This is a genomic window from Haloquadratum walsbyi J07HQW2 (assembly GCF_000415985.1).
Taxonomy (GTDB): domain Archaea; phylum Halobacteriota; class Halobacteria; order Halobacteriales; family Haloferacaceae; genus Haloquadratum; species Haloquadratum walsbyi_B.
Genome location: NZ_KE356561.1, coordinates 2242386 through 2244916, shown reverse-complemented (window position 1 = coordinate 2244916; position 2531 = coordinate 2242386). Strand labels below are relative to the sequence as shown.

Here is a 2531-nt window from a genome sequence, read left to right as displayed (position 1 = left end):
TCATATTCGCGATGTATTTCTCAATGAAAACGCAGAGACTGGCGATTGAATCCTGAGTGAGCTCCCAAAGGAACACTGAGCATACTCTTAAGAGCTGCTGATGAAGTAGCGCGCGGGCGTGGGCGTGGTCGCAGTTGGAGTCTGAGTCATAGAGTCAAATCAAACGAAGTTGATATCAGCGTATGAGCAGACCTCTCCGAAGAGCCACTCAGCATGATCAAGCGCGTATTCGCGGTGATCCGGCTCAATCGCGCCGATAGCATCCTCAATGAGTACCGGACGATAATCGCGAAGACCAGCACTACCAGCGGTGTGAAGAACACAGACGTTCGCGAGTGTCCCACAGAATATGAGATCATCAATCCCGTGTGCACGGAGCCATCCGTCGAGTTCGGTATTATAAAACGCATCGTAGGTATGCTTGACAACAACATGGTCCTGTGAGCGAACCTCCAGTCCGTCGATAAGTGCGGTCCCGGGGTCACCCTCACGGACATGCTCACCCCAGCGTTCAAATTCATCATAATAGTGTGCATCATCGAATTGATCTGATGGATGCACATCGCGCGTGTATACAATATGCGCACCTGCATTCTGTGCATCAGCGACAAGATCACGGACGTCATCAACAACGGCCTCACTACCTGGAGCATACAAATTTCCAGAGGGATCACAAAAGCCTACTTGCATATCAATAACAACCACAGCGGTTGTGTCTGTCTCAAATGAGTATTCAGCCATACTATATATTATTGTGCGAGCACAAAGGTACTTTTGCGCGTAGACCTGGTGATAAAGTACGTATTATCATGTCGCGGCGAATCTCACGTGCCTCTATAGCAGTTAGTGTCCTCATTATCCTCGCCGGGTGCAGCGGGGGCGGGTCGCTGTTTATCCAAATCCAGGCGTTGGAGAGGACTCATCAGCTACCGAGTCAGCCACACAAGAGGGTATCGGGCAAGGAAATACGACTGATCCACCAGCAGCGGTTGCAACACCAGATGCAGACTTCAGCGATCCTGCCGGTGACCCACTCGGGTGGGAAGCGGGCTATTGGTACAATGAATCAATCGTAGTCGATCAATCGGATGGGCTTTCAGATCAGGAGATGAAAGCATATGTCGGACGGGCAATGGCTCGTGTCGAATATGTCCGACAGCTCGAGTTCAAATCATCAGTCCCTGTATCGGTTATCTCACGAGCAGAATATCGCTCACAAAGGGATGCAACTGGACAATCAGCGGAAAGTCAGGAGTTCCAAGAGTGGAATAATCAAGTGTGGGAAGCATTGTTTGCTGTTGGCGAATCTGAAAGCACACAACAAGCGATTGAACAGACACGGGGCTCAGCCGTGGCTGGATTTTACAGTCCCCGTGATGATGAGATTACAATCGTTACGGAAACACCAGAGACGCCGACAATTGATAATACAACGCTGATTCATGAACTCGTCCACGCAGTGCAGGATCAACATTATGATCTCACGAAGGACCGATACGCGGCAACAACCCAGGATGGACAATTAGCTGTCGATGGATTAATTGAAGGGGATGCAAGATACGTCGAATCAGCCTATGTTGATCGCTGTGGAAACAGTTGGGAGTGTGTTGAACTGCCAGATAATACCGGCGAAAATAGCGGGTCAAGCGGTGGTCCATCGAATCTAGGAATCTTTGTTACAATCTTCCAACCGTACTCAGATGGTGTTGGATATATCAATCATCTCCGCGAATCAGGCGGATGGGCTGCTGTCAACGATCGATTCGACTCACCGCCGGTCGCAAGTGAGCAAATCATTCACCGGACCGATGAGACACCACAACCAATTACCTACACTGACCGATCATCGGCTAAGTGGGATCGGTTTGAATCAGTCGGACAGGATGGCTCTGACACTGTTGGAGAAGCATCAATATTTGTGATGTTTTGGAATCAAGCACGAACGGTCGGTGCCGAAACAGTCAGACCACAAACACTGACGCAACCAACCAATCAGTATGATGCGTATAATTATATCGCCGACCCATCAACTGGATGGGAGAATGATCGACTGTTCCCCTATCAGACACAAAGTGGGATGTCAACTGAGTACGGATATGTATGGGTGACGACATGGGAAAGTAATGAGGACGCGACAGAGTTCCGAAACGCATACCGCTCGATCCTTACCGCTCGTGATGCAACCACACCCACACCCACACCCCAACAACCAGGATCTGAAACTATGAATACCGAATCAACAACATACGTTATCCCAGATGGGTCATATGCTGATGCATTCCGAGTCACACAGGATGGCACGCGGGTTATAATCGTGAATGGACCAGATGTCGACTCTCTCGATAAAATTCGATCACAACCAGACCGTTCAGCATCGTCATAAATATCTCAGAAAGGATCTGAACACAGAGATTCGAAGCCAAACTTCCCTCGGACAGTAAATCATCAAACACCGTTTTGTTCTCGTGCCGGTCGATCAGTGTCATTGGAGATGTTTATCAGTTGTTGAGGCTGTGATTTCTGTCTCCGAA

The 2531-nt window shown here is 49.1% G+C and carries 2 protein-coding genes; one reads left to right on the top strand and one right to left on the bottom strand.

From position 1 onward, the window contains the following. Positions 1-159: 159 nt before the first annotated feature. Positions 160-741 (bottom strand): cysteine hydrolase family protein, encoded by a 582-nt coding sequence (locus J07HQW2_RS10495; RefSeq protein ID WP_021049730.1) that lies wholly within the window; start codon positions 739-741, stop codon positions 160-162. Between the two features lie 127 nt (positions 742-868). Between J07HQW2_RS10495 and J07HQW2_RS10490 the strand changes: the two genes are divergently transcribed. Continuing rightward, on the top strand, positions 869-2383 hold the full coding sequence (locus J07HQW2_RS10490; protein ID WP_021055479.1) for an Hvo_1808 family surface protein: 1515 nt from the start codon (positions 869-871) through the stop codon (positions 2381-2383). The last annotated feature ends 148 nt before the right edge of the window (positions 2384-2531 follow it).